Source organism: Crenobacter oryzisoli (genome assembly GCF_030385785.1).
GTDB lineage: Bacteria > Pseudomonadota > Gammaproteobacteria > Burkholderiales > Chromobacteriaceae > Crenobacter_A > Crenobacter_A oryzisoli.
The window spans coordinates 90053-98594 of the sequence record NZ_JAUEDK010000012.1 but is presented as its reverse complement, the minus strand read 5'-3'; the positions used below and the strand labels follow the sequence as shown (position 1 = coordinate 98594).

Annotated in this window: 10 protein-coding genes; 5 read left to right on the top strand and 5 right to left on the bottom strand. The window is 64.7% G+C overall.

What is annotated here, in order from left to right; all coding sequences use genetic code 11:
* Nucleotides 1-270: helix-turn-helix domain-containing protein (locus tag QU481_RS23845; protein WP_353962180.1), on the bottom strand; the 270-nt coding region annotated here is incomplete at its 3' end.
* A 26-nt stretch (nucleotides 271-296) separates the two neighbouring features.
* Here QU481_RS23845 and QU481_RS09135 point away from each other — a divergent pair.
* Nucleotides 297-749: a TIR domain-containing protein gene (locus tag QU481_RS09135; protein ID WP_289829649.1), complete on the top strand. Its 453-nt coding sequence runs from the start codon at nucleotides 297-299 to the stop codon at nucleotides 747-749.
* Nucleotides 750-1733: 984 nt separating this feature from the next.
* Complete coding sequence (locus tag QU481_RS09130) at nucleotides 1734-2243, top strand: GNAT family N-acetyltransferase (RefSeq protein ID WP_289829648.1); 510 nt, start codon at nucleotides 1734-1736, stop codon at nucleotides 2241-2243.
* Between the two features lie 65 nt (nucleotides 2244-2308).
* Here the strand turns inward: QU481_RS09130 and QU481_RS09125 are convergent, their stop codons facing one another.
* Entirely contained in the window at nucleotides 2309-2836 is a 528-nt protein-coding gene (locus QU481_RS09125; protein ID WP_289829647.1) for a YfaZ family outer membrane protein, read from the bottom strand.
* 352 nt (nucleotides 2837-3188) lie between these two features.
* Nucleotides 3189-3827 carry a YceH family protein gene (locus tag QU481_RS09120; RefSeq protein WP_289829646.1) on the bottom strand — a complete coding sequence of 213 codons (639 nt, stop codon included), beginning with the start codon at nucleotides 3825-3827 and terminating at the stop codon, nucleotides 3189-3191.
* Nucleotides 3828-4121: 294 nt separating this feature from the next.
* Here QU481_RS09120 and QU481_RS09115 point away from each other — a divergent pair, with 294 nt between their 5' ends.
* The gene (locus QU481_RS09115; RefSeq protein WP_289829645.1) at nucleotides 4122-4883 is read left to right on the top strand and encodes a TlyA family RNA methyltransferase; all 762 of its coding nucleotides are present in this window, start codon (nucleotides 4122-4124) and stop codon (nucleotides 4881-4883) included.
* 32 nt (nucleotides 4884-4915) lie between these two features.
* Here QU481_RS09115 and QU481_RS09110 read toward each other — a convergent pair whose 3' ends face one another.
* The gene (locus QU481_RS09110) at nucleotides 4916-5410 is read right to left on the bottom strand and encodes a universal stress protein (protein WP_289829644.1); all 495 of its coding nucleotides are present in this window, start codon (nucleotides 5408-5410) and stop codon (nucleotides 4916-4918) included.
* Between the two features lie 187 nt (nucleotides 5411-5597).
* On the opposite strand from QU481_RS09110, the gene QU481_RS09105 reads away from it, so the two are divergent.
* On the top strand, nucleotides 5598-6389 hold the full coding sequence (locus QU481_RS09105; RefSeq protein WP_289829643.1) for a tRNA threonylcarbamoyladenosine dehydratase: 792 nt from the start codon (nucleotides 5598-5600) through the stop codon (nucleotides 6387-6389).
* Between the two features lie 185 nt (nucleotides 6390-6574).
* Complete coding sequence (locus QU481_RS09100) at nucleotides 6575-7198, top strand: LysE family translocator (protein ID WP_289829642.1); 624 nt, start codon at nucleotides 6575-6577, stop codon at nucleotides 7196-7198.
* A gap of 293 nt (nucleotides 7199-7491) precedes the next feature.
* On the opposite strand, the gene pyrC is transcribed toward QU481_RS09100, so the two are convergent.
* Nucleotides 7492-8520: a dihydroorotase gene (gene pyrC, locus QU481_RS09095; protein WP_289829641.1), complete on the bottom strand. Its 1029-nt coding sequence runs from the start codon at nucleotides 8518-8520 to the stop codon at nucleotides 7492-7494.
* Nucleotides 8521-8542 lie beyond the last annotated feature (22 nt).

Genomic DNA, 8542 nt, shown 5'->3' with positions numbered 1-8542 from the left:
TAGCAGTTCAACGACAACGAGGAATGCGGCGCTGTGAGGCTGAAGTTTGCGTGGTCGGCGAGGGAGGCGAGAGCGTTGCCTGGCCTTGCGCCCGGCAGCGGCGGCATCGTAGCGATGGGGGCTGCAGGCATTACGGCGCACTTCCCGGCAGATGGAGCTGGGCGCCCGCCGCAATAAGCGGGCGATGTGGCGCAGACTGTGTCCCTGCGCGGTCATTTGCATGATGCAGGCACGTTCTTCTGGGCAAAGCTGATGGTAGTGGGAGGGCATGGCAACACCTTATCAGGGTGTTGCACTTGGGGTTGGAAACCGCCGTCTTTATAGTTCATGGAAGAGACAACGAGGCGAAACAAGAGGTAAGCCGCTTTATTGAAAGCATTGGGCTAGAAGCAATTATCCTGCACGAGCAGGCAAGCTCTGGAATGACAATAATTGAGAAAATCGAACACTATTCAAGCGATGCAGACTTTGCTCTAGTTCTATATACCCCTTGCGATCAGGGGCGAGGCGTTCATGAATCAAATATACTCCCAAAATACAGAGCACGGCAAAATGTCATATTTGAGCATGGCTATTTAATGGCAAAGCTTGGCAGGAAAAATGTATGCGCTCTTGTAAAAGGGCAGATAGAAACACCTAATGATATTAGCGGTGTAGTCTACGTAGGACTTGATCCGAGTGGAGCATGGAAAACTGAGGTCGCAAAAGAATTGAAAGCATGTGGCTATACAGTCAATTCTTGGTTCTAACAGCGAGAATGAGTTAGGCAGGTTCGTCGTAATCCATCATTCTTTTGGCCAACGTTCCTAAACGATGTAACTTTTTGTCGGTCTCGCCCGACCGGCGAGTTCCTTTTCTTGCTTCGCCAAGAAAAGGAACCAAAAGAAGGCGACCCCACGACGCCGGCCCGCTAAAGCGGGCTACCCTGCGGGCGCCACAGCCAACGTGGCGGCTGCGCAACTCGCACCGGCTGAAGCCGGTACTCGGACAGTGCTCGCCGACTTCCCCCCGTTGGCCGCGCCGTCCTCGGCGGCGTCGAAGGGGAATGGGTGGTTGTCGGTAGCAATCGCTCAGTTTGTTTGGAAATACACTGGATTGCTTGGAGTTTCCGTCGGCTGTGGACAAATTGGCTCGCAGGCATCCTGTTGTGGATAACCGCAAAAAGTGACCGAACGACGTCATCTCATCGGAGAAAATGGAGGGCCGCCTCACAAACCCGACGTCGCTTTTAAACCTTACACACCCACTCATGCCGCAATCGACCTGCCCACCCCCTTTGCGCTGCCGAGCGATCGTCAAGCGGCCAGGTCTTAAGCCGCCGCATGTTCGAGTGGGCGGACGGTAGCCGCCCGCGAGTTCGGCAGCGCCTGGCCGCTTGGCAAGCGCGAGGGAAGCCGAAGGCATGCGCATCGGGGGTCGCCTTTCTTTGCCTACTTTCTTTGGCGAAGCAAAGAAAGTAGGCCGCCTCGCCGGGCGGGACCGGCGCTGTCACATTGCACGCGACTGTGGCCATCGCCCTCAGGACTCCAGTCGAGCGAGACCGACAAAGCCACAGTCCTCTTCCCATGTTGGCCAGAAAGCGTGATGGGTTGCGGCGCCCACGCCTCCACCCATCCTACGTACTGCCACCCCCTCTTTCCCCCGGTTGGCCGACGAGCGGCTTTGTCGACCCTGCGCTATCGGTTACGCTATCCCCACCCCCATCACGCCTCCGAGCAGAAAGCGACACAATCGTGCATCTCATCGAGACGAACCGGCTGTTCCTGCGCGAACTCACCGCCAACGACGCCGGCTTTATCCTGGAACTCTTGAACGAGCCATCGTTCATCAAGAACATCGCCGACAAGAACGTGCGCACGCTGGACGATGCGGTGCGCTACATCGAGACCGGTCCGGGCGCCAGCTACCGCCAACACGGCTATGGTCTGTACCTGGTCGGCTTGCGCGAATCCAACACACCGATCGGCATCTGCGGGCTGGTAAAGCGCGACTACCTGGAGCACGCCGACATCGGTTACGCCTTCCTCGAGCGCTACTGGTCGCAGGGCTACGCCTACGAATCGGCCGCCGCGGTGCGCGACTGGGCGCGCGGCACCGTGGGGTTGAACCAACTGCTCGGCATCACTTCGCCGGACAACAACGCGTCGATCCGACTGCTCGAAAAACTCGGCCTGTGCTTCGTGAAGATGATCCGGACGCCCGGTTCCACCGAAGACACCCGGCTGTTCAGCCTGTCGTTCTGAACGTGCCCCTGCCATGAAAAACGCCCCGCACTGCGGGGCGTTGCCGTTGGATCGGACCGTGTGGCTTAGAAACTCAGCCCAAGACCCAGATAAGGGCCATCGGCCAGCGTGCGGCTGCGGCTGTCGTCCTTGCGGTCGACCTGGTAATAGCGGTAGCCGCCCTCCAACGCCAAGAGCGGGATCGGGTTCCAGCGCACGCCCGCAGTGACGTCGGACACCGACTTCACCGAGCCGCTGGCGAACGACTCCGGCGCATAGTACGCCTGGCCGAACAGGCTGACGCTGTAGCCGGCGTCGACATTGATACGGCCGCCCACCAGGCCGGCGGTCGCACCGCCATCGGCGTCGAGCACCGTGCCCTTCACGCCGGCGGCGACGGTGACCGGGCCTAGCGGCAGTGCGAACTCGGCCCCCAGGCCGCCGGCCGAGCCGTTGTGATCATGCTTGAGATAGTCGAGGGTGAAGCCGATGCCTGCACCATCCGGCGTACGGCTGAAGTTGACGAAGTCGCTGCCAGCGCCAAGCGTCATGGTGCCAGCCTGCGCCGCGCCGCTGGTCACGAGGCCAGCGATCAGCAATGCCCGAATTTTCATACGGGTTGTTCCTTCCCATCTAGGTTCTACGAAGCGCCTACGCCCGCGGACATGGCCGCAGGCGCCCTCCTTCGACGCGATTAGGCGCCGGGCGCAGATGACGCGGGCGGCCAAGGGGCCGCCCGACAGCGTGTGAAGGACTGCGGAGAACCTGCATGGGCCCCGTCGCGAGCGACCCTCAGCAGGATGGAAGAGCAACGCAGGAACCGGACTGGACAGGGGGCCATGAGGGTTCCCGATCGATGGGCGAATCGATAGACTCGCCCGCTGAGCGCATCAGCCCCGTTCAGGGCCGCGCAGCAAGGTGATGGGCAGGTTCTGACAAACCGCGGTCGGTGAAACACACCCTCACTTAGGCGCCCAACTGCGCCTCAAGTTCAGCCAAGCGCGATTTTAGTGCGGCAACCTCGGCCTCGAGCGCGGCGACACGGCCGGCCAGACCCACCTCAATTGCCCCGCACTCGTCGGTGATCACGGCGGCGGCGACCGGCTCACCGCACAGGCAATGTGCCCAGCGCGCCTCGCGTTCGCCCGGCTGGCGCTCGAGTTTGGCGACCAGCGGCGGGTACTTGTCGGCCAAGGCGGCGAGCGCGGTCTCGACCTCGTCGACACCGCTGAACGGGTAGACACGGCCGGCGCGGCCCTTGATCTCGGCGGCGGTCTGCGCACCGCGCAAGAGCAGCAGTGCCAGCGCCGCCAGCCTTGCCCCCTCCAGCTTCCACTCCCAACCGAGCCGGTGCTCGTACTTGGCGACGCGGCTGCCGGCCGGTAGCCGCTCGGCAACCAGCTTGGCGGAGATCAGCGCATCGAGCGCGGCGCTGACGCGGCTCTCGGTCAGCGTCATCACCGGTTCGCGGCTGGTCAGCTGGTTGCAGGCGCTAACCAGGCTGTTCAGCGTCAGCGGGTAGGCATCCGGCGTCAGCGCCTGTTTCTCGATCAGTGCGCCGAGCACGCGCACCTCGGCCGGGTCAAATTGGTATCGGTCGTCCATCGCCACACCTCTCGGGTCATTCGGTATTGCACGATGATCGCACTGCCGCCGGCTGCGGCCAACCCTTCACTGCCCGGCTCGCGGCCGACACGGGGCCGCGTTTCCGCGATGCGACAGCTTGCCCGCTCAGCGGCCGCTGGATCTCATGCAGCCGCTTGTCGTGCGCCTCGTCGGCCAAGTCGATGTACAGCCCCACCGCCAGCAATATGAAAACGGCGCGGCAAACCCGCGCGCTTGACAGCCGCCGCACACCGCGACACCCTAGCCGCCGTTTTTGCCGCTCCGGACCCCGCCATGACCCGTGCCGATTTATTGATCGTAGAACAAGGGCTTGCCGCGTCGCGCACCGCCGCGCAGCAACTGATCGCCGCCGGCCGGGTGTATATCGACCGCGACGGCGAGCTGTCGCCACTGAGCAAGCCTAGCCAGAAACTCGCCGCCGACATCGTCTTGTCGGTCGTGCCCGACCCGTCCGACCGCTACGTATCGCGCGGCGGGCTGAAGCTCGCCGGCGCGCTCGCCGATGCCGGGCTGACCATCGACGGCTTCCACGTGCTCGATGTCGGCCAGTCCACCGGCGGCTTCACCGACTGCGCGCTGCAGGCAGGCGCCGCCCGCGTCGTCGGCGTCGACGTCGGCCACGACCAGCTGGTGCAGAAGCTGCGCGACGATCCGCGCGTGCGGTTCTTCGAGGGGGTGAACGGCCGCGCGCTCGACCATGCAGCGCTGCTGGCTGCCAACGACGGCGAACACTTCGACCTGATGGTCTGCGACGTGTCGTTCATCTCGCTGACGCTGATCCTGCCGTCCGCACTACCGCTGGTGAAACCAGGCGGCTATCTGTTGAGCCTGGTAAAACCGCAGTTCGAGGTCGGCCGCGAGGGCCTGGGCAAGGGCGGCATCGTCAAGGACGCGCGCCTCTACGACGGCGTGCGTCGCAAGATCTGCGACGCGGTCGCCGAACAGGGCCTCGCGGTACGCGGTTGGTACGACAGCCCCATCACCGGCGGCGACGGCAACCGCGAGTTCTTCGTGTTCGCCCAGCGACCCGCCTGAGCGGTTCGGCCGAGACTGGCCGAACCGCGTCGTCACATCACCGGTCGCTTGTGACTGTGCTCCTTCGACTCGTCGTCGATGCCGCGCGCGATCAACAGCGGCACCGGGCTCTCCTGTAACACCGTCTCGGCGAAGCTGCCGAGCAGGAGGTGCATCAGCCCGGTACGACCATGCGTCCCCATCACGATCAGGTCAGCGGCGTGTTCGGTGGCGAAGCCGACCAGCGCCCGCGCCATCTCGCGCCCACCGTCCCAGCTCTCACCGACGAAACGCTCCACCTTGTCGACGCCGTGCTCGCGCACCCGTGCCTCGGCCTCGTCGAGAATGGCGTCGCCGAGCTGATGCGCCATCTCGTGCAGCCGACTGTTGTCGAACATCTGCACATTCTCCACCGCCAGATCGCGCAAGTTGGCGATGTGCAGCAACGTCAGACGCGCGTCGGCGAGCTTGGCCAGCGCCGTCGCCTGCTCGAGCGCCCGGTCGGCGCAGTGGCTACCGTCGAGCGCCACCACAATATGTCGGTACATGTCCGCCTCCTTGCGTCGTGATCCTTAAGCCTGTACACGATCTTTATATAGCGTACACCGCCCTGCGTCGGCTGGCGCCCCGCCGAGGCCTCTGCTTGATCAGGCACTAGCGCCGGGACGTACGCTTGGCGAGCGGCACGCGCATGCGCTATGCTTCGCCCCTTGATTTTTCAGGACTTTACGCAAGATGAGCACCCCGCACGACGCCGACCTAGCCCGCCGTTTCGGCGGTATCGCCCGCCTGTACGGAGACGAGGCGCTGGAACGCTTCCAGGCCTCGCACGTCTGCGTCATCGGCGTCGGCGGCGTCGGCTCGTGGACGGTCGAGGCACTGGCGAGGAGCGGCATCGGCGCGCTGACGCTGATCGACCTCGACAACGTCGCCGAATCGAACGTCAACCGCCAACTGCCGGCGCTCGACCCGCACTTCGGTCGGGCCAAGGTCGAGGTGCTGGCCGAACGGGTGCAGGGGATCAACCCCACCTGCCGGCTGACGCTGATCGAAGACTTCGTCACCGAGGACAACCTCGACGAGCTGCTCGGCCGCGGCTACGACTTCATCGTCGACGCGATCGACAGCCTGCGCGTGAAGACCGCGATGGCCGCCTGGTGCGTGAAACGCCGCCAGCGCTTCATCGTGTCCGGCGGCGCCGGCGGCCAGATGGACCCGAGCCGGATCCGCATAGCCGACCTCGGCGCGGTCACCGAGGACCCGCTGCTCTCGAAGCTGCGCTACAACCTGCGCCGTCACCACGGCTTCACCCGCGAGGCGGGCAAGAAGCTGCACGTGCCGTGCGTGTACTCGACCGAGCCGCTGGTCTGGCCGCAGAGCGGCGCCGCCTGCGATGTCGACGCCGCCCCACAGGGGCTCAACTGCGGCGGCTTCGGCGCCAGCATGGCGGTCACCGCGAGCTTCGGCCTGTTCGCCGCCGCCGAGGCGCTGAAGGCGCTGGCCAAGCCGCCGCGCAAGAAAGGCTGAGCGGCGCAACGGTCACACGGCCAGCCCGCAGGGGCCGGCCAACGTCACTCCTCTCCCACTGTCGCGACCTTGATGAAGCCCGCCCGTCGCAGCGCCATTTGCCGCGACGGCGATATCCTGTCATGCTTGCACGGAAATATTTTCCATTTCCGATTTTCCGTTTCTTAACAAAGAGGAATCGCAGCGTGGGCATCGACGTCTGGCTCGTGTACGTGGCCGCCATTTTTGTCGTGATCGTGATCCCCGGGCCGCTGTCGCTGCTGATGGTCTCGAACGTGATCAACTTCGGCCTGAAGCGCTCGTTGCCCGGCATCGCCGGCGGCGTGTCCGCCTCGCTGATCCTGCTCACCGTCTCGGCGCTCGGCCTCGGCGCGCTGATCGTTTCCTCGCCCATCCTGTTCAACCTCGCCCGCTACGCCGGCGCCGCCTACCTGATCTGGCTGGGCATGCAGTCGCTGCTGACCCGCGTCACCAGCGGCATCACCACCGACGAGTCGACACTGCCGAACGCACGCCCGGCCACACTGTTCCGCCGCGCCTTCCTGCTCGGCATCAGCAACCCGAAGGACATCCTGTTCTTCATCGCCTTCCTGCCGCAGTTCATCGACCCGCACCGCTCGATCGGCGTACAGCTCTTGGTGATGGTGACGAGCTGGACGGTGGTGGACGTGGCGTGCAAGCTCGGCTACGGCAGCGCGGCGAAGGCGGTGAACGCCTTCCTGCGCTCGGTGCGCGGCAAGAAACTGTTCAATGGCGTGACCGGGGTGTTCTTCATCGGAACGGCGCTGTCGGCGCTGCTGTACGGTTGAGACGCGACGAATCAATCGCCCATAGCCTGCCCTGCCCGGATCGATCCCGATCCGGGCATTTTGTTTTTGCGCGCGGCCCAGCTACGGCCAGACCTGAGCCGGCCTTCTGTGGACAGGACCCTGGCAAGACCAAGCAGCCGGATGTCCGCGCACCACCCCGCTGCGCCCGTTTGCCTGCTTATCCACAGGCAACCGGCAGATGATGGATTTATCCACAACACAGCCCGCCCTGCCAGCCCGGCAAACAAAAACGCCCGCACAAGGCGGGCGTTGTCGATGGCAACTAGACCAGATCAGCGCAGCTGCCAGCCGATCATCTCGCCGGCGCGCAGCGGCACCAGTACTTCCTCGCCGTAGCTGAGTTCATCAGCCACCGTCCGCGGCTCCTTCACCAGCGTGATCGTGTCGCTGTTGACCGGCAGGCGGTAGAACGCCGGGCCGTTCAGGCTGGCGAACGCCTCCAGCTTGTCGAGCGCACCGGCCGCCTCGAAGGCTTCGGCATACAGCTCGATCGCAGCGTGAGCGGTGTACATACCGGCGCAGCCGCAAGCGGCCTCCTTGGCACCCTTGGCGTGCGGCGCACTGTCGGTGCCGAGGAAGAAGCGGTCGGAGCCGGAAGTCACCGCCTTCACCAGCGCCTGGCGGTGCAGCTCGCGCTTCAGTACCGGCAGGCAGTAGTGATGCGGGCGGATGCCGCCGACAAACAGCGCATTGCGGTTCATCAGCAGGTGGTGGGCGGTCACCGTGGCGGCGATGTTGGCAGAAGCCCTGGCCACGTATTCGGCGGCGTCCTTGGTGGTGATGTGCTCGAACACCACGCGCAGCTCCGGCAGGCGGGCGACCAGCGGCTCGAATACCTGCTCGATGAACACCGCCTCGCGATCGAAGATGTCGATCGCCGGGTCGGTGACCTCGCCGTGCACCAACAACGGCATACCGACCTCGGCCATCGCTTCCAGCGCCGGCATCGCCTTGTCGATGCTGGTCACGCCGGCGTCGGAATTGGTGGTAGCACCGGCCGGGTACAGCTTGACGCCGTGCACGATGCCGGAGGCCTTGGCGGCGCGGATCTCGCTGGCCGGGGTGTTATCGGTCAGGTACAGCGTCATCAGCGGCTCGAAGCGCGAGCCGGCCGGACGGGCAGCCAGGATGCGCTCGCGATAGGCTTCAGCCTGCGCCAGCGTGGTGACCGGCGGCTTCAGGTTAGGCATCACAATGGCGCGGCCCATCTGACGGCAGGTGTCGGGCAGCACCGCCGACAGCGCCGCGCCGTCGCGCAGGTGCAGGTGCCAGTCGTCGGGGCGGATCAGGGTCAATTGCACGGCAATTCCTCGGTAGACGATC